The 22473-nt window shown below is 67.9% G+C and carries 20 protein-coding genes; 8 read left to right on the forward strand and 12 right to left on the reverse strand.

Going from position 1 to position 22473, the window contains the following annotated elements:
• Nucleotides 1-47: 47 nt before the first annotated feature.
• The 3 genes from HNR11_RS04440 to HNR11_RS04450 all read right to left on the reverse strand — a co-directional run bounded on the left by HNR11_RS04440 (nucleotide 48) and on the right by HNR11_RS04450 (nucleotide 3764).
• The gene (locus HNR11_RS04440) at nucleotides 48-1076 is read right to left on the reverse strand and encodes a substrate-binding domain-containing protein (protein ID WP_179441300.1); all 1029 of its coding nucleotides are present in this window, start codon (nucleotides 1074-1076) and stop codon (nucleotides 48-50) included.
• Between the two features lie 232 nt (nucleotides 1077-1308).
• Nucleotides 1309-2571 (reverse strand): ABC transporter substrate-binding protein, encoded by a 1263-nt coding sequence (locus HNR11_RS04445; RefSeq protein WP_246310316.1) that lies wholly within the window; start codon nucleotides 2569-2571, stop codon nucleotides 1309-1311.
• Nucleotides 2572-2747: 176 nt separating this feature from the next.
• Nucleotides 2748-3764: a LacI family DNA-binding transcriptional regulator gene (locus tag HNR11_RS04450; RefSeq protein WP_179441302.1), complete on the reverse strand. Its 1017-nt coding sequence runs from the start codon at nucleotides 3762-3764 to the stop codon at nucleotides 2748-2750.
• Nucleotides 3765-3918: 154 nt separating this feature from the next.
• On the opposite strand from HNR11_RS04450, the gene HNR11_RS04455 reads away from it, so the two are divergent.
• From HNR11_RS04455 to HNR11_RS04480, 6 genes are all read left to right on the forward strand, one after another.
• On the forward strand, nucleotides 3919-5085 hold the full coding sequence (locus tag HNR11_RS04455; protein WP_179441303.1) for a Gfo/Idh/MocA family protein: 1167 nt from the start codon (nucleotides 3919-3921) through the stop codon (nucleotides 5083-5085).
• Between the two features lie 113 nt (nucleotides 5086-5198).
• Nucleotides 5199-6413: a dihydrodipicolinate synthase family protein gene (locus tag HNR11_RS04460; protein ID WP_425488274.1), complete on the forward strand. Its 1215-nt coding sequence runs from the start codon at nucleotides 5199-5201 to the stop codon at nucleotides 6411-6413.
• Nucleotides 6410-7321 (forward strand): sugar phosphate isomerase/epimerase family protein, encoded by a 912-nt coding sequence (locus HNR11_RS04465; protein WP_179441305.1) that lies wholly within the window; start codon nucleotides 6410-6412, stop codon nucleotides 7319-7321. The genes HNR11_RS04460 and HNR11_RS04465 overlap by 4 nt, the downstream gene beginning before the upstream one ends.
• Nucleotides 7318-9516 carry a DUF6807 family protein gene (locus HNR11_RS04470; protein WP_246310317.1) on the forward strand — a complete coding sequence of 733 codons (2199 nt, stop codon included), beginning with the start codon at nucleotides 7318-7320 and terminating at the stop codon, nucleotides 9514-9516. The genes HNR11_RS04465 and HNR11_RS04470 overlap by 4 nt, the downstream gene beginning before the upstream one ends.
• A complete protein-coding gene (locus tag HNR11_RS04475; RefSeq protein ID WP_179441306.1) occupies nucleotides 9506-10672 on the forward strand; it encodes a M24 family metallopeptidase in 1167 nt (388 codons plus the stop codon). The genes HNR11_RS04470 and HNR11_RS04475 overlap by 11 nt, the downstream gene beginning before the upstream one ends.
• 56 nt (nucleotides 10673-10728) lie before the next feature.
• The gene (locus HNR11_RS04480; RefSeq protein ID WP_179442855.1) at nucleotides 10729-11157 is read left to right on the forward strand and encodes a universal stress protein; all 429 of its coding nucleotides are present in this window, start codon (nucleotides 10729-10731) and stop codon (nucleotides 11155-11157) included.
• A 47-nt stretch (nucleotides 11158-11204) separates the two neighbouring features.
• Here the strand turns inward: HNR11_RS04480 and HNR11_RS04485 are convergent, their stop codons facing one another.
• The 4 genes from HNR11_RS04485 to HNR11_RS04500 all read right to left on the reverse strand — a co-directional run bounded on the left by HNR11_RS04485 (nucleotide 11205) and on the right by HNR11_RS04500 (nucleotide 15547).
• Nucleotides 11205-12110, reverse strand: coding sequence for an NAD-dependent epimerase/dehydratase family protein (locus HNR11_RS04485; RefSeq protein WP_179441307.1), 906 nt, complete (start codon nucleotides 12108-12110; stop codon nucleotides 11205-11207).
• Nucleotides 12103-13506 carry a Gfo/Idh/MocA family protein gene (locus HNR11_RS04490; RefSeq protein WP_179441308.1) on the reverse strand — a complete coding sequence of 468 codons (1404 nt, stop codon included), beginning with the start codon at nucleotides 13504-13506 and terminating at the stop codon, nucleotides 12103-12105. Before HNR11_RS04490 ends, HNR11_RS04485 begins: the two co-directional genes overlap by 8 nt.
• Nucleotides 13507-13644: 138 nt before the next feature.
• A complete protein-coding gene (locus HNR11_RS04495; RefSeq protein ID WP_246310508.1) occupies nucleotides 13645-14493 on the reverse strand; it encodes a carbohydrate ABC transporter permease in 849 nt (282 codons plus the stop codon).
• 124 nt (nucleotides 14494-14617) lie between these two features.
• Nucleotides 14618-15547 carry a carbohydrate ABC transporter permease gene (locus HNR11_RS04500; protein WP_179441309.1) on the reverse strand — a complete coding sequence of 310 codons (930 nt, stop codon included), beginning with the start codon at nucleotides 15545-15547 and terminating at the stop codon, nucleotides 14618-14620.
• Between the two features lie 415 nt (nucleotides 15548-15962).
• Here HNR11_RS04500 and HNR11_RS04505 point away from each other — a divergent pair, with 415 nt between their 5' ends.
• Nucleotides 15963-17102, forward strand: coding sequence for a mandelate racemase/muconate lactonizing enzyme family protein (locus tag HNR11_RS04505; RefSeq protein ID WP_179441310.1), 1140 nt, complete (start codon nucleotides 15963-15965; stop codon nucleotides 17100-17102).
• A gap of 30 nt (nucleotides 17103-17132) precedes the next feature.
• A complete protein-coding gene (locus HNR11_RS04510; protein ID WP_179441311.1) occupies nucleotides 17133-18302 on the forward strand; it encodes a glycerate kinase in 1170 nt (389 codons plus the stop codon).
• 87 nt (nucleotides 18303-18389) lie between these two features.
• Here HNR11_RS04510 and HNR11_RS04515 read toward each other — a convergent pair whose 3' ends face one another.
• The 5 genes from HNR11_RS04515 to HNR11_RS04535 form a co-directional block, all read right to left on the reverse strand.
• On the reverse strand, nucleotides 18390-19187 hold the full coding sequence (locus HNR11_RS04515) for a SurA N-terminal domain-containing protein (RefSeq protein ID WP_179441312.1): 798 nt from the start codon (nucleotides 19185-19187) through the stop codon (nucleotides 18390-18392).
• Between the two features lie 116 nt (nucleotides 19188-19303).
• A complete protein-coding gene (locus tag HNR11_RS04520; protein WP_179441313.1) occupies nucleotides 19304-19630 on the reverse strand; it encodes a DUF202 domain-containing protein in 327 nt (108 codons plus the stop codon).
• Nucleotides 19630-20007 (reverse strand): DUF202 domain-containing protein, encoded by a 378-nt coding sequence (locus HNR11_RS04525; RefSeq protein WP_179441314.1) that lies wholly within the window; start codon nucleotides 20005-20007, stop codon nucleotides 19630-19632. The genes HNR11_RS04520 and HNR11_RS04525 overlap by 1 nt, the downstream gene beginning before the upstream one ends.
• Nucleotides 20008-20123: 116 nt before the next feature.
• A complete protein-coding gene (locus HNR11_RS04530; protein ID WP_179441315.1) occupies nucleotides 20124-20939 on the reverse strand; it encodes an SDR family NAD(P)-dependent oxidoreductase in 816 nt (271 codons plus the stop codon).
• A 159-nt stretch (nucleotides 20940-21098) separates the two neighbouring features.
• Nucleotides 21099-22337 carry a pirin family protein gene (locus tag HNR11_RS04535; RefSeq protein ID WP_179441316.1) on the reverse strand — a complete coding sequence of 413 codons (1239 nt, stop codon included), beginning with the start codon at nucleotides 22335-22337 and terminating at the stop codon, nucleotides 21099-21101.
• Between the last annotated feature and the right edge of the window lie 136 nt (nucleotides 22338-22473).

The following is a 22473-nucleotide window of genomic DNA, read 5'->3' on the forward strand; positions in this document are numbered from 1 at the left end:
TAACGTTAACATCGTCAGCCGCGTCAAGACCTGTAGAGAATTTCTTTTCAGTCGTGGAAGTCGGTGGAGCCGCGCTCGACCAGCTCCGGGGAGATGAAGTTCGGCACGTGGGTCAGCCCGTCGCTGACGTCGAGCAGCAGCTCCAGGGCGGCGCGGCCGGCTTCTTCGAAGGGCTGACGCACCGTGGTCAGCGGAGGGGAGAAGTACCCGGCGGCATCCACATCGTCGAACCCGACCACCGAGATGTCTCCGGGCACCGAGAGCCCGCGCTCGGAGAGCGCCCGAATCAGGCCCAGGGCGATGAAGTCGTTCGAGGCGAAGATGGCGTCCGGCAGCGGCTGCCCGGTGAAGAGCTGCTGGGCGGCGTCGTAGCCGGCTTCGGCGGTCCAGCCGGAGGCGCGGATCATCCGCGGCGCACTGAGATCGGCGACGGCGAGCGCCTGGCGCCACCCGACCACCCGGCCGCGGGCATCGAACCAGTCCATCGGTCCCGCGATGTGAGCGATGGCTCGGTGGCCGCGGTCGATCAGGTGCTGGGTGGCCCGGCGCGCCCCGAGCTCCTGATCGATCCCGGCCACGTTCATGTTTCCGGCCGGCCAGAGCCCGGAGGTGACCAGCACCAGCGGCACCCGGGCGGAGAGCTGCTTGGCCGCCTCGGCCAGGGCCGGGACCGGGGTGATCACCACGATCCCCTCGATGCCGTGACTGAGGAAGAAGTCCAGTGTGGACTCCACGGTCTCGGCACGCTGATCCCGGACCACGCTGAGCGCGGTGGCGTAGCCGCGCTGCCGGGCGGCATTCTCGATCGCCCAGGTCATCCGGGTGGGACCGAAGTCGGTGTCACCCTGGCTGACCACGCCGATCAGGCCGGTGCTCTGGGTCTTCAGCGCCCGGGCCTGGCTGTTGCGCCGGTAGCCCAGGGTGGCCATGGAGCGCTCGATCCGCCCCCGGGTGTCCGGGTGGACGGTCTCCGGGGCGTTGAGCACCCGGGAGACGCTCTGGTGGGAGACACCGGCGTGCTTGGCGACGTCGATCATCGAAGGCCGCCTGGCACCCCTGCGCTTCGCCCCGCTCACCCCGCGGCTCCTCTCCCCACTGCTCGAGATGATCCTGCCATATCCGCACGCGGGCACCGACTCGCTCCATGTCCGCGTCCCGCCGCCTCGGCAGACTCCTGCCTGCCGACACGTCCAATGTGCAATCTGTGCAGGCTTCTCCGTCCTGATGGCCGAATTTCCTGCACAGATTGCACACTCGATGGGCAAGACCGAAGAAAGGGCCCGCAGGCCTGCAGCGGAGCCGCCTGGGCTACTGCACCTGGGACTCCATCTCGGAATACATGGCCTCTGCCGCATCGGCCGGGCTCATGCGCTGGAAGAGCACCTCATCGTGGTAGCGGTAGAGGATATCGGGGAAGGTGGAACCACCCATCGCTGGCACCGGTTCGGACTCTCCGAGTTCGCCCTCGATGGAGTCGATGTACTCCGCCACCGCCAGCTGCGGGCCCTCGAGCTCGGCCGAGATCAATTCGCGCATCTCGGCGTTCGGCGGGATGCCCCGCTCGGCGCGGTCAATCTGAACGGCCTCCTCCGAGTTCACGAAGAAGTCGATGAACTCCTGGGCCTGCTCCGGATGTTCTGTGCCCGCGCTGGCGGAGAGGAACATCGAGGACTTGTACCAAGGCTCTGCGGCCCCGGGCTCACCGGAGGGGCTGGGGAAGCGCAGCAGCTCGAGGTCCACCCCGGCAGACTCCGAGATCGCCACTGACTGGTTCGACCACCAGGGGCGCATGGCCACCTCACCGGTGGTGGTCATGGACTGGTCCGGGCTCACCGCCTGATCCTCCGACATGGCAGAGGCCGGCGGGATGGCGCCGGAGTTCATCAGCTCCAGGAAGAACTCGAAGTAGCTCTGCGCATCCTCCACACCGAAGCCCAGCTGCCCCTCCTCGCTGCTGAGATGCCCGCCGTGCTGACGCACCCAGGTCTGGAAGCCGCCGGTCTCGTCGAAGTTGCCCGAGCCCCACGCATCGTCGAGGTTCTCGCCGAGCTCCTGCGAGATTTCGCTGTAGTCCTCCCACGTCCAGGTGGTGTCATCGGGCAGCTCCACCCCGGCCTCCTCGAAGAGGTTCGGGTTCGCGAGCATGGTGAACGCGTTGATCCCGATGGTGACCCCATAGAGGCCCCCCTCGGTGCGCCCGCTGTCCACCACGGTCTCCTCGAACTGGGAGACATCAACCTCGCTCAGGTCCAGCAGGGCCCCGCGGTCTGCGTATTCGCGAAGGTAGAGCTCGTCCATCTGGATGATGTCGGGGGCATCGTTGCCGGCCGTCTGGGTGGCCAGGGAGTCCCAGTAGCCGTCCCATTCCCGGTAGGTGGGCTCGATGGTGATGTCCGGGTGCTCATCCTCGAATGCGTCGATGATCTCCTGAGTGTTCTGGTGCCGGGCCTCGGAGCCCCACCAGATGAAGCTCAGCGTGGCCTCTCCGTCCTCGGAGCCCCCCTCCCCGGATCCACATCCGGCGAGCAGGAGAGCGACGGCGCTCAATCCCGCCACGGCGCGTGGCAGCAAGCCGCGCGATCCCCTCCTGTGATGCCCTGCTGTTCGTCTGTGCCCCATGGGCCTGCACCTCCGCTCATCAGGCGCCCCCCCGTCGGGCACCTCGCAGCTGCTCCCGTGATCCGCGAGCTGAGCCCGATGCTACGTGAGCCGGATCACAAGGAAAAGGCTTACCCGGGTCTGGCGGATCAGCGCAGCCGGGTGGAGTCGCGCAGCACCGGCGCGCCCTCGACCACCAGACGGCGATCCATATCCCCGTCGGCGAGCAGCATCTCGGCGCTCATCCGGCCGATCTCCTCAAGCGGCAGCCGCACCGTGGTGATCGTGGGGTGCTGGTCCGCCAAGGTGGGGATGTCATCGAAGCCAGCGAGGGCGATGTCCTCGGGCACTGCGAGCCCGGCAGCACGCACTGCCGCGAGCGCACCGAGCGCCATCACGTCGTTGACGCAGAACACGCACAGCGGGCGGCCCGGATCGGCCTGCAGGACGCCGGAGTCGATGAGCTCAGACATCATCAGATACCCGCCGTCGCGTGTGAATGCGCCTTCCATCACCACTTCGGGGGCAACGCCCGAGGCGCGGAGCTTGCCCAGGAATCCCGCGGCGCGCTGCGCGGAGGTCGAGAGTGTGGATTCTCCGGAGAGGACCGCGAAACGACGATGACCCTGCCGCAGCAGCGCCTCGGCGAGATCAGCCGCCCCGGACTCGTTGGCGATCTGGACTCCCCCTGCATTGGGCAGCGGCTGCCCGATCATCGCCACGCGACCGCCATTGGCTCGGTAGATCCGCAGCACCTGGTCCAGCAGCGCGTCATCGGAGAGGCCTCGAGTCCCTGCAAGAAGAATCGCATCAGTCCGATATGACATGAAGGTACGCACCGCGTCAACCTCAGCCTCGGCCCCACGCTCGGTGGAGGCCAGCATCAGCTGGATTCCCGAGCCCGCCAGCGCGCGCTGGGCGCCGCGGGCGATGGATGAGAAGTAGGGGTCAGCGATGTCATGGACCACCAGTCCCATCAGGCCTGCGCTCGAGCGGGCCAGGGCCTGCGCCTGTGCGTTGGGAAAGTAGCCCAGGCGCTCGGCCGCATCCCGCACCCGGGCCGCGATCTCGGGCTTGGGGCTGCGCGCCGAGCCGTTGAGCACGCGGGAGGCGGTGGACTGCGAGACCCCCGCCGCGTCGGCAACATCTGCCAGGCGTACCGCCATTGCGCTTCCCTTCGATTCTCCCTCGGCGCCGCCGCGGACTCCCGCACCGGAGTGCGGGCAGCTGGTGGGCCATTGTGACGGTTGACACAGTGCACCCTACGATACTAGCTTGGAAAGCGCATTCCCACGCCTGACGACCAAGGAGTCCCCCACAATGTCTGAGCCCCGCGTCCTGCGCATCGCCATGAACGGCATCACCGGCCGAATGGGATACCGCCAGCACCTGCTGCGTTCAATCCTGCCCATCCGTGATCAGGGCGGCATCACCCTGGCTGACGGATCCAAGGTCACCGTGGAGCCCATCCTGATCGGACGCAACGAGGCGAAGATCAAGGAGCTCGCCGCCAAGCATGACGTGGAGCACTGCAGCACCGACCTCGACGCCGTGATCAATGATCCCTCCGTGGACATCGTCTTCGACGCCTCGATGACCTCGCTGCGCTACGCGACGCTCTCCAAGGCCATCGGCGCCGGCAAGCACGTCTTCACCGAGAAGCCGACCGCCGAGACTCTGGAAGAGGCCGTGGACCTGGCCCGCCAGGCAAAGGCCGCGGGCATCACCGCCGGCGTCGTCCACGACAAGCTCTACCTCCCGGGCCTGGTGAAGCTGCGCCGCCTGGTGGAGGAGGGCTTCTTCGGCCGCATCCTCTCGCTGCGCGGGGAGTTCGGCTACTGGGTCTTCGAGGGCGACCACCAGCCCGCCCAGCGCCCCTCGTGGAACTACCGGCTGGCCGACGGCGGGTCGATGACCACCGATATGTACTGCCACTGGAACTACGTGCTCGAGGGCATCATCGGCACGGTCAAGACCGTCACCTCCAAGACCGCCACACATATCCCGCAGCGCTGGGACGAGAACGGCGAGGCCTACACCGCGGACGCCGACGACGCCGCCTACGGCATCTTCGATCTCGAGACGCCCCAGGGTGATCAGGTCATCGGCCAGATCAACTCCTCCTGGGCCGTGCGCGTCTACCGCGACGAGCTGGTGGAGTTCCAGATCGACGGCACCCACGGCTCCGCGGTGGCTGGGTTGAACAAGTGCGTGGCCCAGCAGCGCGCCCACACCCCGAAGCCGGTCTGGAACCCGGACCTGCCGGTCACCGAGTCCTTCCGCGACCAGTGGAGCGAGGTCCCTGCCAACGGAGACCTGGACAACGGCTTCAAGGCGCAGTGGGAGGAGTTCCTGGCCGACGCCGTTGCCGGACGCGAGCACCGCTTCGGTCTGCTCTCCGCTGCCCGCGGCGTCCAGCTGGCCGAGCTCGGGCTGCAGTCTGCCGCAGAACGCCGCACCCTCGACATCCCGGAGATCACCCTATGAGCACCCACAGCCCGGCAGCGGTCACCGACCCTGAAATCACAGAATCTGAAATCGCCGGCCCTGGAACAAGCGGCCCCGCGACGAGCGACCCCGCACGGCCCTCCACGGGCGCCCTGCCCACGCTGCGCCTGCCCTCCCCGGAGGGTCAGCTGCTGGACTACACGATGTCCGGTCCCGCCGACTTCGCTCCGCCCAGCACCCCGCTGACCTCCCGGAAGGTCTACGCCGCGGCACACGTGGTGCCGATGATGTCGGCGGAGAACGTCCCTGGCGCCCCCGCACAGCTGGACTGGGAGGCCACTCTGGCCTACCGGCATGAGCTGTGGTCCTACGGGCTCGGCGTCGCCGATGCCATGGACACCGCCCAGCGCGGCATGGGCCTGGACTGGGCCGCGACCAAGGACCTGATCCGCCGTTCGGCCGCCGAGGCCGCCACCGTGGTGCGCACCCAGCGGCACCCGGCGGTGATCGGCCGCTCGGTGCGGGACCTGATCGCCTGCGGCGCCGGCACCGATCAGCTCGATCCCAGCTCGGTCGAGCCGGGACCGACGGGTCTGCAGTCCGTGCTCGCCGCCTATCAGGAACAGCTCGCGGTGGTCGAGGACTCTGGGGCGAAGGTCATCCTGATGGCCTCCCGCGCCCTGGCGAAGGTGGCCAGCGGCCCCGAGGACTACCTCACGGTCTACTCGCAGCTGCTCGATCAGGCTAAGGAGCCGGTGATCCTGCACTGGCTGGGCACCATGTTCGATCCCGCGCTCACCGGCTACTGGGGCTCCACGGACGTTCCGGCCGCGACGGCCACCTTCCTGAAGCTGATCCGGGACAACGCTGAGAAGGTCGACGGCGTGAAGGTCTCGCTGCTCGACGCCGCACATGAGAAGCAGCTGCGCGCGGATCTGCCCGAGGGCGTGCGCCTCTACACCGGAGATGACTTCAACTATCCGGAGCTAATCCACGGTGAGGACGGCGTCCATTCCGATGCGCTGCTGGGCATCTTCGCGGCGATCTACCCGGCGGCCTCCGCGGCCCTGCAGGCCTACGACGCCGGTGACCCGGAGCGCGGCCGTCAGATCATGGACTCCACCCGAGCGCTGGGTAAGCACATCTTCGCCGCCCCCACCCTGTACTACAAGACCGGAATCGCGTTCCTGGCCTGGCTCAACGGCCATCAGAGCGGATTCCAGCTGGTGGGCGGGCTGCATTCCGGACGCTCGCTGACCCACCTGGCGCACACCTTCGTGCTCGCCGATCAGGCCGGGCTGCTGCGCGATCCGCAGCTGGCGGCGCAGCGGATGACCGCACTGCTGACGACCGGAGGACTCACATGAGCTTCGAACTCTCGCTGAACACCGGCACGACGCCGAACCTGACTCTGGAGCAGGCAGTCGAGGCGGTGGCCGCCTCCGGGCTCAAGCACATCGGCCCCTGGCGTCACCTGCTGGAGCAGGCCGGCGGGGCGGAGAAGGCCTCGGCGATCATCGCCGACGCCGGACTCACCGCCAGCACCCTGTGCCGCGGCGGGTTCCTGACCCCGGCGGACGCAGACGGGCGCCGCGCCGCCCTGGAGTCGAACCGCGCCGCGATCCGTGAGGCGGCGATGATCGGGACGGCCGAGCTGATCATGGTCGTCGGCGGACTGCCGGCGGCCGCGCACCTCCTCGCTGGCAGCGGCGACGCCGCACAGAAGATGAGCGCGGACAAGGACATCCTCGGAGCTCGGGGACGCGTCGCCGAGGGCCTGGCCGAGCTGGTCCCCTACGCCGCCGAACATGGGGTCCGGCTGGTCCTGGAGCCGCTGCACCCGATGTACGCCGCGGACCGCGCGGTGCTCTCCACCCTGGGCGAGGCCCTGGATCTGGCGGCCCCGCACCCGGCCGAGACGGTCGGCGTCGTCGTCGATACCTTCCATGTCTGGTGGGATCCGCAGCTGCGCGAGATGATCGCCCGCGCCGGTTCCGAGCAGCGCATCGCCAGCTACCAGGTCTGTGACTTCAACCTGCCGCTGGCCGCCGACGCGCTGAAGTCCCGCGGCATGATGGGCGATGGCTACGTGGACTTCCCCACGATCAGCCGATGGGTGGCGGAAGCGGGTTACACCGGTCCGGTGGAGGTGGAGATCTTCAACCAGGCGATCAACGACCAGGACGCCTCCACCACGCTGGAGACCATGACGCAGCGCTATGAGCAGCTGGTGCTGCCCTCCCTGGAACAGGCCCTCGCCCGGACCCCGGCATGAGCGCAAATCAGCTGAGCTCGGCCGAGCCGAGGATGGAGAAGGCGAACGCCGAGACGTCGAAAGGCACAGCCTCGAGCGAAGCCGCCCGGACCGTGGTGCTGATCGGTCTGGACGGCTTCGGCCGTCAGCACCTGCTCAACCTCACCCGGCTCGCTGAGCTGGGCAAGGTGCGACTGATCGCCGGTGTGAGCTTCTCCGATCCGGGCCCGCAGGTCCGCGGGGACATCCCGGTCTTCGAGACCCTCGCACAGGCCCTGGCCGCGGGCCACCGTCCCGACATCGTGATCGTCTCCACCCCGATCAACACGCACAGCGAACTCGCCATCGAGGCGCTGCGCTGCGGCGCCGACGTGCTGCTGGAGAAGCCCCCCACGGCGACGCTGGAGCAGTTCATGCAGCTGCAGGCAGTCGCCGAGGAAGTCGGCGGACGGGTCCAGGTCGGCTTTCAGTCTCTGGGATCTCATGCGCTTCCCGCGATCAGAGACCTGCTCATCGGGACTCCGGAGGAGCCCGGGCGCATCGGTCGGCTCCGTGCCGTCGGCGCCACCGGCCAGTGGGTGCGAAGCCTCTCCTACTACCAGCGCTCTCCCTGGGCCGGACGACGCGAGATGGACGGAGTCCCGGTGGTGGACGGGGTGGTCACCAACCCGCTGGCCCACGCGGTGAAGACTGCGCTGCACATCGCAGGAGCCAAGACCCTCGACGACGTGGCCTCGCTGCACACCGAGCTCCATCACGCCCACGACATCGAGGCCGACGACACCTCCCTCGTGGCGCTGCGCACCCGCGGCGGGATCCCGGTCACGGCCGCCCTGACACTCTGTGCGGCCCAGCAGCAGGACCCCTGGATCACCATCTCGGGCACCGAGGGCGAGGCGATCTTCTACTACACCCGCGACGAGCTTGTGATCCGGCCCAACCCGCAGCGACCCGGCCACGCCGAGATCGCGCCGCAGACCTACCAGTTCGAGCGCACCAATCTGCTCGAGAACCTCATCGACGTGCAGCTCGGCGCCAGACACGAGGACGGCGCCCCGGTGACCCTGCTCTCCCCGTTGAGCGATCACGGCGCCTTCATGCGGGTGCTCGAAGCCGTGCGCACCGGGGACGCGCCTGATGGGATCGGCCCTGAGCATGTCCAGTGGGTCGGCGAGGCCCAGGAGGCCCACCCGGTGATCGCGCACATCGAGGACTACCTGGCGCGCGCGATCAAGGCGGCACCCTCCAGCTTCTCCTCCTTGGGCGCCCCTTGGGCCGCGGAGCCTGCCGTCGCCGGTGAGCTCAGCGTCGTCCTCGGCGGGCAGCGCAGGAGAGTCGCGACGCTGCGCACCGGCACGGACATCTCGCCCACCGACTCCCCGCGGCCGTTCCTGGATGAGGTCCGGACCGTGGGCGCAGTGGTGGTCTCGGACCAGCAGCCGCTGGATCACACCTGGCACCTGGGTGTCGGTGTGGCACTGCAGGACGTCAACGGCACGAACTTCTGGGGCGGACGGACCTACACCCGTGAGACGGGCCGCTACATCTGGCGCGAGGACCACGGCCGGATCGAGACCACAGATCAGCAGATCCTTGAGACCAGCGCGGGAACCCAGCTCAGCAGTCAGCTGGTCTGGATCGATCCGTCCGGCACCACACTGCTGCGCGAGCAGCGCGAGATCACGGTCACAGGTCGCCGCATCACCTCGGACGCTGATGCCGCCGCTGACCCGGCGGCCGACTCCACCCCGGGCGAGAGCGCCTGGAGCATGGACTTCGCCACCACGCTGGGCAATCCCGGGGAACACGATGTCGCGCTGGGCAGCCCGGGATCCAACGGGCGGGTCAAGGGCGGCTACGGCGGTTTCTTCTGGCGGCTGCCCGCATTGGGCGCCGCCGAGATCTTCACCGCCGAGGCACACGGGGAGGACGCCGTGCACGGCAGCCTCACCGAGTGGCTGGCGGTCAGCGCCGAGTTCCGACCTCGGCCCAGCCGTGCGGGCGGCGCCGGGGAAGCCACCCTGGTGTTCCTCCGCGAGGACGCGAACCCCGACCCGTGGTTCGTCCGCCATGCCTCCTACCCCGGTGTGGGAACGTCCCTGGCCTGGGAGAAGCCCGTGACCCTGGCCCCGGGCGAGCAGCTGACCCGCCAGGTTCGCGTGCTCGTCCTCGATGGCCGGCTCGATGCAGAACGGGTGGCCCGACATGTCCGTTGAGCAGCCCTCGACCAGCACTGCTGACGCATCAGGATCACCCGCCGCGGCGGAGTTCTCCGCCAAGCACGCGCGGCTGGTGCGCATACTCGAAGACCGCGGCGTTGACGCGCTGCTGCTGACCTCCACCGGGGCGCTGGCCTGGCTGCTGGTGGGGGCACGGGTGCACATCTCGCTCGCGGGACCGCCGATCCTCACCGCCGTGGTGCATCGCGAGGGGGTCGAGATCGGTGTCTTCACCAATGAGGCGGCCCGGATCCGCGACGAGGAGCTCGGCGCCCTGCTGGAGACGTCCTCACCGCGGCTGAGGCTCCACGAGCTGCCCTGGCACGAAGACCTCGAGGCGACGTCGGCCTGGCTGCCCGGCAGCGCTGGCTGGGAGCTGCTGGACGAGGCTTCGGCGGCGCTTCAGCTGCGCGCTGCCCGTGCCGAGCTGCTGCCCACCGAGATCGAGCGGTATCGCGCGCTGTGCACCGACGCCGCCGTCGCCCTGACCGATGTGCTCAGCGAGGTCACCCCGGAGACCACCGAGCGTGAGCTCGCCGCAGCCCTTGGCCCGCGAATCCTCGACGCCGGGGCGGATCCGGTGGTGCTCTTGGTCAGCGGCGCCTCGCGTGCTGCCCACCGGCACCCGCTGCCCACCGAGGCCGCGCTGGGTCACCGGGCCATGGCAGTGGTCTGTGCCCGCCGCGGCGGCCTGATCGCGAACGTCACCCGGTGGGTGGGTTTCGAGGCTCCCCGTCCGGGTGAGGCTGAGCTAGATGCCGCGATCAGTGCCGTGGAGGCGGACGCGTTCCAGGCCCTGGTGCCCGGGGCGGAGCTGGCCTCGGTGCTGCAAGAGCTCCAGCGCGCCTACCCGCGCCACGGCTTTGACGCCCAGGAGTGGACCCGACATCACCAGGGAGGCGCCGCCGGATACCAGGGTCGGGATCCGCGACTCAGCCCCGGCGTCGCCGACCTGATCCACCCGAACCAGGCCTTCGCGCTGAACCCCACCGGATTCGACACACCACGCGGGCTCCCCGCGAAGGTCGAAGACACTGTGGTGCTGCGCAGCACCGATTCGGCCTCGACCTGGATCGATGTGCTCTCGGTGGATCCGCGCTGGCCCACCGTGGAGGTCGCGGGTCGCCCGCGGCCCGGCGTTCTGCGCCGCTGAACCACCTCGGCTACGCTGAAGCGTGGCAAAGCTCACAACCCTCGAAGGAGAACATGATGACCGGACCGATCGTCGTCGGCGTGGACGGAAGTCCAACAGCCCAGCGCGCCGCTGCCAAGGCGCGTGACCTGGCGCGGCGCCTTGAGGTCCCGCTGCATGTGGTCTCGGCACACACCGACGCCACCATCGAGCACGTGAACAGCGGCTCGGACCAGTGGGTCGTCTCAGGGGCCGACAACGCGCTCTACATCGCCGAGAGCGTGGTCAAAGGGCTGCGCACCCCGGGCATGAAGATCCAGGCGGGCTCCGCCCAGGGCAAGCCAGCCGAGGCGCTCATCGACTACGCGGAGAAGGTCGGTGCCGAGATGATCGTGGTCGGCAACCAGCGGATGCGCGGCGCCAAGCGGGTACTGGGCAGCGTGGCCAACTCGGTCTCGCACAACGCGACCTGCGACGTCTACATCGCGAACACCTACGTGCAGTGATCTCGGTGGTCCGCATCGCCGAGGCGGTGCGGACCACCGCCGCACGTTCAGTCCCGGAGCTCGGCCACCAGCTCGGTGCGCCAGGACCGGGTGGGTTCCCAGCCGAGCACCTCTTTCGCCTTACGTATCGAGAACGCCGGTGAGTCACCGATGAGCCCTCCGGCCAGGTGGGCCAGGGCCGGAAAATGCTCGGGCACCAGCTCGGCCAGCGGCCGGCGCGCCATCGCATCCTTGGCGCCGACGAAGAACACTTCCCCGTTCCGCACCCGGTCGATGTTCGCCAGCGCGGTCAGCAGGAAGTCCGTGACATCGCGGGCATCGACATAGTTGAACAGCGCTACCGCGGAGAGCGCCGGATCCTCGAGCCGCTCGGCGATGGTGTGACCCTGCTGGGTCGGTGCACCCGCCCATTCCTCCGGGGCGATCACATAGCAGGGACGGAAGCTGATGAACTTCACGTCGTCTCTCTGCTGGGCGAACATCGCGGCGACCTGCTCGGCGACATATTTGCTCAACCCATAGGCATGCCAGGGCTGCGGGGTCACGTCCTCGTCCAGGGGCAGCCGCGGCGGGACCCACCCGGCCGGCGAGCCGTAGCCCATGATCGAGGGGCTCGAGGCGATGATCACTTTCTTCGCCCCGGAGGCCACCGCCGCTGCCGTGACGCTGTGAGCGATCCCGGCATTGGTCCGCAGGATCACCTCTTCCGGGGCGCTGAAGGGGACCGCGATGGCGGCGAGGGAGACCACGGCTGTGGGCGTGAGTTCCTCGAACAGCGTCTTGGTGGCCGCTGCGTCAAGCAGGTCGATGCTGCGGTAGCTGACCCCTTCGGCCGGGTCTTCGGGCATCGACCGATCCAGGCTGAACACGTCGTGGCCCGCCTCCACGAAGCCTGCCACCACGCTGCGGCCGAGTCTCCCGGAGCCTCCGGTGATGATCACCCGCTCAGACATCAGCTGCGGCCTCCAGCCCGAGATCCAGATCCGCGACCTTCACCGCATTGCCGGTGGCCAGGGACTCGTTGCCGCAGACTCCCACGGCGATGGCCTGGATCCCATCGACGAGTCCGGCCGGGCGCTTATAGGGGTCCTCCCCGGCGCCGCGGAAGATGTCCGCCAACAGCAGCCTGTCGCCGCCGCCGTGGGCGCCCTCGCCGTTGACGATCTCGATCTCGCGGGCCTCTTCCCAGTGCCGCTGCAGCAGCAGCCGCTCCCCCTTGGCACGCAGGCGGTTGGACTGGGCGTCATCGCTGACCGAGGGGTCCACCGGGGAGCCTCCGGCGGCGGGCAGCAACGCCGCCCGCTCGATCACCTCCAGCTCAAGTCGGCCCTCGGTGCCGTTGACCGCGACCCGGTAGCCCTCCCAGGGGCTGTGCGCGTTCAGCGAGTAGTTCAGGATGGCTCCGCGCGAGTAGTCGACCACCAGGGCAAGGTTGTCCTCGATCGTGATCCCGGCGGAGAAGACGTCCTGGTCCCGGCGATACCCGTCGTGGTGTTCGTTGTTCAGGTACAGCGCCTGCAGGCGTTCATCCGAGCGCAGGTCCAGTGCGAAGGGATCCGTCTCCGACCCTTCTCGAGTGCCGCGCTCGGCGGCGTCGATGCCGCGCCTGGACGCCGATTCGGCTCCGTAGAACTTCAGCCCCCCGGAGGCGTAGACCCGCTGCGGGGTGTCCGCAATCCACCAGTTCACCAGGTCGAAGTGGTGACTGGCCTTGTGGATGAGCAGACCCCCGGAGTTCTCCTTGATCCGGTGCCAGCGCCGGAAGTAGTCGGCACCGTGGACGGTGTCCAGCACCCAGGTGAAGTCCACCGAGGTGACCTCCCCGATGATCCCGTCCTGGATGGCCGCCTTCAGCGCGGTGTTGCGCGGGGAGTAGCGATAGTTGAAGGTCACGATGACCTCGCGCCCAGTCTCGCGGGCCGTCTCGGCGATCCGGGCGCTGGCCTCGGCGCTGACGGTCAGCGGCTTCTCCACCACGACGTCAGCGCCTGCGGTGAGCGCCTCGACGATGTAGTCCGCGTGAGTGAAGTCGGGTGTGGTGATGATGACCCGGTCGATGCCCTCGGCCTGGATGTAGTCGGTGAGCGTCTCCGGCGCAAAGCTGGCCGGGCGCCGGCCCTGCTGGGCCTCCACCTGGTCCTGGTAGTACTGCATCCGCCCCGGGTTCGTGTCGGCCAGGGCCACCAGCTCGGCCACTTCAGAATGCGGCCCGGCGATGGCGTTGATGTACATCTCACAGCGATTGCCCATCCCGAGGATCACGTAGCGGGTGCGTCCTGGCTGCTCCTGGGTCTGCTGCCCTGAGCTGCGTTCTGCGGTGCTGGAGTCTGCTGTGGCTGCTGCGCTCATGGGGAGCCGCTCCTTCATGCTGGTGTCGAGGATGGAGGTATCGAGCTGTGCTGGGGAGGTATCAGGGGATCCCAGCGAAAAAGCGACCGTCCGCCGTCGTGGACGGGGACGGTCGCTCCTCGCTGGACCGGCGGAGTCCTACTTAATGCCGGTGGTGGCCATGCCCTTGATCAGGAAGCGCTGACCGAAGAGGAAGATCAGGAACAGCGGCAGGATCGAGACGATCGACATCGCGAACATCCCGCCCCAGTTCGATTCTCCGGTGGAGTCGATGAACGCCGAGAGCGCCAGCGGCACCGTGTACATGTCCGGTGAGGTCAGGAAGATCAGCTGGCTGAACAGATCGTTCCAGGTCCACATGAAGGTGAAGATGGTGGTGGTCGCCAGCGCCGGGACCATCAGCGGCAGGATCACCTGCAGGAAGATCCGGATGTGCCCGGCCCCGTCGATGCGGGCCGCCTCGTCCAGATCCTTGGGGATGCCGCGGATGAACTGGATCATCAGGAAGATGAAGAACGCGTCCGTGGCGAGCATCTTCGGCACGATCAGCGGCAGGAAGGTGTTCACCCAGCCGAGGTTCGAGAACAGGATGTACTGGGGAATGATCACCACGTGCACCGGCAGCATGATCGTCAGCAGCATCAGCGCGAACATGGGCTTCTTGAACTTGAAGTCCAGCCGCGCAAAGGCGTAGGCCGCCATGGAGCAGGAGACCAGGTTCGCCAGGATCGAGCCGAAGACCACGATCGCGGAGTTCATCAGGAAGTGGCTGAACGGGTGGCTCAGCGCGTTCCAGCCCTGGACGTAGTTGTTGAACTCCAGGGTGGTCAGCAGAATGCCGGGTTCACGGAAGATCAGGTCGTTGGGCCGCAGCGAGGAGACCAGCATCCAGAGCAGCGGATAGATCATCACCAGCGAAGCCAGGACCATCAGGATGTGCTTGATGACCGCCTTCATCCCGCGCTTGCGCGGAGAGGTGGAGCGCATCGGACGCTTCTCGTTCTTCGAAGCGCTCGTAGCGGCATCGGCCAGCGAAGATGTCGCGACGGACATCTCCTTCTCAGCACGGGTGTCGGTGATCGCGCCGGACTTGGTGGTGGTGAAAGTGGAGTCAGTCATCGTAGTGCACCCAATACTTTGAGAGCCAGAAGTTGATTACCGTGATGGCGGAGATGATCAGGACGAGCAACCAGGCCATCGCCGAGGCGTAGCCCATGTCGAAGCGGTTGAAGCCCTGCTGGTAGAGGTAGAGCGTGTAGAACAGCGTGGAATCTGCTGGACCGCCTGAGCCTCCGGAGACCACGAATGCCTGCGTGAAGTTCTGGAATGCGCCGATGAGCTGCAGCACCAGGTTGAAGAAGATGATCGGTGTCAGCAGCGGGATGGTGATGGCGAAGAACTGCTTGAACCTGCTGGCTCCGTCGATGGAGGCAGCCTCGTAGTACATGTCAGGGATCTGTCTCAGCCCAGCGAGGAAGATCACCATCGGGGCGCCGAAGGTCCACACGTGCAGGATGATCAGCGTAGACAGCGCGGTGTCCGGGCTGGAGACCCAGCCGCGACCTTCGATGCCCACCATCTCCAGGACCTGGTTGATCAGTCCGCTGTGGCCGAAGATCTGGCGCCAGAGCACTGCGATCGCCACGGAGGATCCAAGCATCGAGGGCAGGTAGAACACCGATCGATAGAACGGCAGGGCCCGCATGCCCCGATCCAACAGCATCGCGATCGCCAGCGAGACCGCCAGCTGGATCGGTACGCCGACGAAGACATAGGTGAACGTGACCTGGATGGAATTGTGCAGACGATCGTCACCGATCATCCGGGTGATGTTCTCCATCCCGATCCATTCGGGAGTCTGCAGCAGGTTGTAGTCCGTGAACGCCAGGTACAGCGAGGCCGCCATCGGGAAGAGCGTGATCCCGAAGAGTCCCAGCGTCCACGGCAGCAGGAACAGATGTCCGGGCTTGTTGTCCTTGTGCTTGCGGCGCTCCCCTTTGGGCGCCTTGCGGAGCTGCTGGAGCTCGGAGACGACACTCATGGCGCCACCTTTCCGCTCACCTGGGGCGTCATCTGCTGGCGCAGGCCCCTGTGATGTATCTGGGACAGCATGGCTGCCTCCTTGCGAGTGAGATGGGAAATCGCTTTCCAAACGTGGTCCAGACCACCGTAAGATAAGTCACATTGTGAGGTCAAGCACAGGAGAAGCCCCGAACAAAATCCGGGCCGCCCATCCCGGGCGTCCCGCCAGCTGATCCTCGTGCCGAGAAGAGGGATCCCCGAAAGCGCGGGGCCGCAGGTTGGCAGCGGAATCTCGTCGAAGATTCGATACCCCTTGGGCATCAATCCATGTTCACGGTGTCTGTGGACCGCATCACAGTTGATGGATAGGCTCGGATGGCCCGACGCCGGGGGCTTCCCCGCACTACCCCCTCAGAGTCTTCAGGAGGACCAGGATGGCCGATAAGAACCCCGCCATAGCAGGGATCGAGTTGCTTCTGGTCTCAATGCCGTTCAACGCAGGACGGCGGATCAACGGGACAGAATCCGTCGATGAGTACAACGCCTCTTCCCAGACGTTCACCGAGATGGAGTCCCTGATGGTGAAGGTGACGGACACGGATGGGCGAACGGGTTGGGGAGAGGCCTTCGGACACCGAACCAACCCTGCCTCCTGGGCAGCGCTCGAAGAGGTCGTTGGGCCGTTTTATCGTGGCCGCCCAGCCGACCCTTGGACCTCCCGGCACGAAGCGGAATACGCGTTCCACGCATTCGGTCGCACCGGTCCCGTGCACTACGCGCTCTCAGCTGTGGACACCGCGCTGTGGGACCTCGCAGCCCAGCGTCGCGAACAGCCCCTGCGGAGGCTGCTTTCCGAGTCCGCCAGGGACGAGATCGACTGCTACGCCTCCCTGGTGCACTACGGCGAAGACCCGGTGGAGGTGGCGCATCACATTGGCCGCGCCCAGGAACAGGGTTATACGGCCTTCAAGCTGCACGAGTCCTCGGTGGCCGCGATCGCGGCTGCGCGCACCCAAGCCGGGCCCACGGCTGCCCTGATGACCGATGTGAACTGCCGCTGGTCACCAGACGAAGCTGCCCGAGCCATGGAGGAACTGGAGTCGAGCGATCTGTACTGGATGGAGGAGCCCATCTTCCCCCCGGATGACACCCCGGCCCTGCGATCACTGAATCAGCGATTCGGTCGCATCTCTGCCGGCGAGAACGCCTCCGGTGTGCAGGGGATGATCGAAGCCATACGCGCCGGGTCTGTGGCCTACGCCCAGCCCAGTGTGGGAAAGATCGGCGGGATCTCCGCCATGCTGGAGGTCTTCTCAGCCGGCGCGGAGGCCGGCGTCGCCGTCGTCCCACACTGCTTCTACTACGGGCCTGCGCTTCATGCCTCAGCCGAGCTGATCGCGACCCTGGACCGGAACGTGCAGCTGGAGGTGCCTTTCCTACAGTGGAACGAACGGCTGCACGCACTGCACGGCGCCGGGCCCCGCGTGATCCTCTCCGAGGAACCGGGGTTGGGTTTCCACCCCGATGATGAAATTCTTCACAGACACCTGACCCGCCACGCCACGCTCTCCTGAGGTGGCACGTCAACCTGAGAGGCCCTGTCCATGAGCACCACCGCGGATGCCGTGGAGCGCATCGTCTGCGTCCCCGACTCCTTCAAGGGCTCTGCCAGTGCTGCCGAAGCCGCCGCGGCGCTGGCCCGCGGCGCCCGGCAGGTCTATCCGTCGGCGGAGATCATCGAGCTGCCCTTCGCCGACGGCGGGGAAGGCACGCTCGAGGCGCTGCTGGCCGCCTGGGGCCGCCCCGCCGAGACCGTCGAGGTCTGCGACGCGCTGGGCCGGCCGGTCACCGCGCAGTACGGACGCTCCGCGGACGGGCGCCGCGGGGTGATCGAGGCGGCGCAGGGCAATGGGCTGCCCCAGGTCTCCGATGTCGCCCCAGCGCCGCTGCGCGCGGACAGCTTCGGGGTGGGGCTGATCGCCCGCGCCCTGCTCAAGGACCCAGAATGCACCGAGATCCTGCTCTGCATCGGCGGCTCCGCCAGCACCGACGCCGGGACCGGGCTGCTGCGCGCCCTGGGCGCAGAGTTCCTCGACGCCGCGGGTGAACCGGTGCCCCCTGGCGGTGCCGGTCTGGGGAGGATCAGCACCGTGGATCTCACCGGCCTGGATCCCAGAGCCCACCAGGTGAGCTGGCGGATCGCGGTGGACGTGGAGAATCCGCTCACCGGCGAGCGCGGTGCCGCGGCGGTGTTCGGACCACAGAAGGGCGCGACGACGCAGGATGTCCAGCTCCTGGACCAGGGTCTGCGTCACCTGGCCGAGACGCTGGGGGCCCACGCCGGTGATGATCCCCAGCAGCTGTGTGAGACCCCTGGATTCGGCGCCGCCGGGGGAATGCCGCTGACCATGGCGGTGCTGCTGGGCGCAGAGATCCTGCCCGGCGCCCAGATGGTCGCCGAGGCGTTGGACCTGGAGCAGACCCTCGCCGAGGCGGATCTGGTGATCACCGGGGAGGGCTCACTGGATGCCCAGTCCCTGGGCGGCAAGGTGGTCCAGGCGGTGCGCCGGTATGCCCCCCGCGAGGCGGCGGTGCTCGTGATCGCCGGCGCGGTCCAGCTCAGCGCGGAGCAGTGCCGAGCCGCCGGGCTGACCGCAGCGTTCTCGATCGCCCCGGGAGCGGCCTCGCTGCAGGACCTGCTGCACCGGGCGCCGGAGCTCATCGAGGACACCGCCGCCCAGGCCTGCGGGCTGCTGCGGCACAGCCGCCCCTGATCCGCAGTTCAGCCTGGACCGCGAGCGCTGTGCCACCACGGCTGCTCACCCATTCACCGTGAGCGCTGAGTCACCGGCCTGCCGGGGTCAGAGGTTCGTCGTGACCTCTGCATCGGACCTCAGGTCATCGACATGGGCCACTGCGGCCTCATTGCGGGCTTCATCGGTGGCCTGCGTCTCGAGATCATCGCGGGCCTCCTCGAAGGAGGGCATCTCAGCCTCTTCGGCACCCTCAGCTCCCTCGGGGCTGGGTGCATCCTCCTGGGCGGCGACGGCCTCGTCGTAGAGTTCCCGGAGCTCGTCCTCGGAGGGCTCGGGGACCTCCAGGTCATCGAGCACCTGGTTGATCAGCACCTGACTCTCGGCGTCCTGCCTCAGCTGCTCCTCATCCATGCCCTGGTCCTCATAGGCCTCGATGAACTCTTCAGAGGACTCCATGCCGACGTTCTCCGCGGCGTCGCTGATGATCGCCTCGATCTCCTCGGAGGAGGCTTCGTAGCCCTCATCCTCGGCGTCCTGGAGCAGCAGCTCGTTGCCGATCATCGACTCCAGGGTCTGCTCCTTGAGCTGATCCTGGTCCGGCTCCTCGCCGGAGATCTGCGACTGCATCGCCATCTGCTGGAACTGGGACTCGTAGAGCACGGTGAAGTCCTCGCCGCTGAGCTCCTCGCCGTTGACCTCGGCCACGACCTCAGGGATGTCCGAGGTGTCAGCCTCCGGCATCTCGGGCTGCTCGGCCCCGGCCTCCGGAGACTCCGCGCCGGCCTCGGCGCTCTGTTCCTGGGCGTTCGCGTCCCCGTCGTCGGCGGCAGGCGCATCACTGCAGGCAGCCAGGGCCAGCACTCCGGCCAGCGCGAAACCAGTGGTCATCATTTTCTTCGACAAGGCACGGACCTCCTCATTGGTAATCGAGCGCGAAACGTAGCACGCGGAGCCCAACGCGGAGACCAGTTGCTGTTCAGCTCAGGTCCAGACCCGGACTGGCCGCGCTCACCAGTGGATCAGGCGAGCACCGCGAGGATGCCCAGCAGACCCAGCACCACGGTGGCCAGGGTCGTGATCAGCACCGCGGGCACGTCCGCCTCCACCTGCTCTGCGGCGATCCCTCGGGACTGCCGCGAATACCGGCGCCGCTGGGTCAGGTAGATGGCGCCGGCGACGACGGCGCAGCTCAGCGTCAGCCCCAGGGTCCAGAACCCGTAGTGCGGCAGCCAGCGCAGAAAGACCGCGCCCACCACGGCGAAGAGCATCATGGTGCGGCCCCAGGAGAGCACCGTGCGTTCTGGCTGCAGACCCGGATCTGCATGCAGCGGCGCGGCCGGGGGCATCAGTCCAGCACCACCAGCGCGATGATCACGGCCATGGCGACCCCTGAGGCGAAGCTCAGCAGCGGGATGATCAGCGGCATCGGCAGCGGGTGACCCAGACGCATGCTGCGCTCCACATTGAGCCAGCGCAGCGCCGCGCCCACGCTGATCAGCAGCCCCACGCTGATCGTCAGCACCGAGACCACGGTGCGGTACGGGTCCGCGAACACCTCGGCGGCGAAGGCCTCCACAGCGACACCCCCGGCCAGGAAGGCCAGGGCGGTGCGGATCCAGGCCAGAAAGGTCCGTTCATTGGCCAGGGTGAACCGGGGGTCAGGCTCGGTGCCGTGGGCCAGCAGCCGCGCGCTCAACCGTCCCCGCTGTGGGTTCTCGCTCACTGTGCCTCCTGCTCGCTGCTCCTCGGCGCGCTCGCCGGCAGAGCGCGCTCAAGTCTTTCACAACGGCGGAGAGCCAGACGAGGTGGCCTCCAGGGAGGCCGCCTCCTTCGAGTGCGTCACACTCCGGCCGCCGCCGTGCGCTGGACGAGCAGGCCCTGCATCTTCTTGGCGATCATCGCGATCCCCCGGCGCGGGGCGATCCGCGCGAGCAGGTCGAAGAGCCGGGCGTCGTTGCCGATCATCACACGGAAGCGCTTCTTCTCCACCGCGTCCACCAGGATCCGTGCCGCCTCCTGAGGACTCGTGACCTTGGCCTCTGCCGCTGAGATGCCGCTGAGCTCCACCCCGGAGTGGGCGCTGATCTCAGTGCGCACCGCACCGGGGAAGACCTCTGTGACCCGCACTGCGGTGCCCTGCAGCTCGGCGTAGAGCCCCTCGGTGAGCATCCGCACGGCAGCCTTGGAGGCGCCATAGGCCGGCTGTCCCGGCACCGGGAGCAGGGCGCCCATGCTGATCACATTGACCACCGAGGCCTCGGGCCGGGCCCTGAGTCCCGGCAGGATGGCCTTGACCGTGTGCAGGGTGCCCCAGAAGTTCACGTCCATGACCCGTTCCACGACCTCCAGATCCAGGTCCTCCACGGAGACGAAGGGCTGGATGATCCCGGCGACGTTGATCAGTCCGTCCACCGGGCCGTGGGCCGCAGCCATGAGCCCGGGCAGCTCTGCGACCGCGTCGCGGTCGATGATGTTCAGGGTGTGGGTGCTCAGTCGCTCCCCCGCCTGCGCCAGCTTGACGGTCTCCTGCAGCGACTCCGGATTGAGATCGACGGCGGCCACCCGGGCACCGCGGGCGAGCAGCTCAAGCACGACGGCCCGGCCGATGCCGGCGCCTCCTCCGGTCACGACGAATACTTTCCCTGGACACTTCATGGCCATGCCTCCATGTGTCACCGGCAGGCGATTCCTTCCCGGAAGGCCAGGCTAGGGCAGGGCTCCTCCGGGCGGAAGGGCCTTTGCTCGGCCGGGCGCGGATCACTCGGCGGCGAGGCTGACGGGACCCATGAGAGTTCCAGAGGTCAGGTCCGCGTCTCAGCCGCGGGGCTTCATCCTGGTGTTGGGCAGCTCGGGGGCCGGCAGCGGCGCGGCCTGTCCCGGCGGGAAGTCGCCGAACTGTGGAAAGCGCCGCCCGTCGTCGTAGCGGGTCTCGGCCAGCGCATCGCGGAGTCCTCCGTGCACCGGGTCACCCAAAGCCCCGGGCGGGACCGTCACCTGGTGCTCGGAGCCATCCGCCCGGGCGGCACGCTCAGTGGGGGCGCGCTCGGTGTGGGCGCCCTCGGTGGAGGCGCGCTGCCCGGATCCGTCCTCGCGCAGGCCCCCCGAGGCATCGGAGACGGTGTGCAACGGGGAGTCCTCGGCTGCCGGTTCAAACCCCATCTCAGCCTGGTAGGCGTTCCGGAAGGCCACGATCTCCTCGTGGCTGCGCCCGACGAAGTTCCACCACATCACGATCTGCTCCCCCAGGGGCTCCCCGCCGATCAGCAGGGCCAGAACCGGCTCGTCGAGGGCCTGGACACGCAGCACGGTGTTCCCGGTCTCGGTGACTGCCAGGTGGTCCTCCTCGACCAGGGCGCCGTTGAGTCGCACCGCGCCTGCAATTCGCAGCAGTCCATGCTCATGCTCGGCGGGGACTTCGATCTCCAGCACGGTTCCGGGCTCCAGGCGCAGCTGTGCTCCGGTGAGCGGGAGGTAGGTGGGCACCGGCGAGCGCCGCCCCAGCAGCTCGCCCAGGAAGATCCGCGCCTCCCAGCCGGGTCCGCGGACCGGGTCTGGGCGGTGGGTCTCGAGCGAGGGTGCCACGAAGCGGTGCTCATCGGGGAAGGCATACCAGAGTTGGGCGCCGTGGAGCACCGTGGTATCGGCCGTGGAGTACTCCGAGTGACTGATGCCGCTGCCGGCGTTCATCACCGCTACCTCCCCGGGACGCACGGTGGCCCAGTTCCCGGCGGAGTCCATGTGGTCGATCCGGCCCTCGAAGAGCCAGGAGACGGTGGCCAGCCCGGTGTGCGGATGCCGGGGCACCCGCATCGGCGTGGCCTGGGTGAGGTCATCGGGGCCGTAGAAGTCCAGGAAGCACCAGGCACCCACGAGGGAGCGGGCCCGCTGCGGCAGGGTGCGACGCACGTTCATGGCGCGCGGCCCACCCAGCGGCACCGTGCGCGGCTCCAGCAGCTCCACCCCGTCCTGCGCGCGGGTCACTCCGTCGCGCAGGCCCTCGAAGGTATAGGGCCCGTTGATGCAGACCTGCTCCTGCAGTTCACCGCTGCTCATCGCCGTCTCCTTCAGTCCCTGGTCCGCGAATGCACGGCAAGTATTTCAAAATTGAACGGAAAAGCCCAGGGGGTCAGCCTCAGACGCTGAGCGCCGGTCACTCCCATAGAACACCACGCCACTGTGGATGGCACAA

The sequence above is a fragment of the Nesterenkonia sandarakina genome (assembly GCF_013410215.1).
Taxonomy (GTDB): domain Bacteria; phylum Actinomycetota; class Actinomycetes; order Actinomycetales; family Micrococcaceae; genus Nesterenkonia; species Nesterenkonia sandarakina.